Source organism: Tritonibacter sp. SIMBA_163, assembly GCF_046535935.1.
In the GTDB taxonomy this organism is placed as follows: Bacteria; Pseudomonadota; Alphaproteobacteria; order Rhodobacterales; family Rhodobacteraceae; genus Epibacterium; species Epibacterium scottomollicae.
On the sequence record NZ_JAWJBP010000562.1, the window covers coordinates 1 to 266 of the forward strand.

1 pseudogene is annotated in these 266 nt (G+C 58.3%); it reads left to right on the top strand.

Annotation, left to right across the window (positions count from 1 at the left end):
* Positions 1 to 266: pseudogene (locus R0J92_RS23545) on the top strand (3-phosphoshikimate 1-carboxyvinyltransferase); the annotation flags it as partial.

A 266-nucleotide genomic window follows, 5' to 3' on the forward strand; every position in this document is an offset into this window, starting at 1 on the left:
GGCGGATATCTCGCGCGATGGAGACGTCATTTCATTGAGCAGCGGCCAGGAACTGCGTGCTGCGCATGTCCAGGTGCCCGGTGATATTTCCTCTGCTGCCTTTTTGATCGGCGCCGCACTTATCGCGGAAGGAAGCGAAGTCACGCTGGAAAACGTCGGCATCAACCCGACACGTACGGGCTTGCTCGATGTGTTCGAATCGATGGGAGCGGACATCCAGGCAAGCGGCCATAAATCCACTGGGGAGCAAGCTGCCGATTTGACGG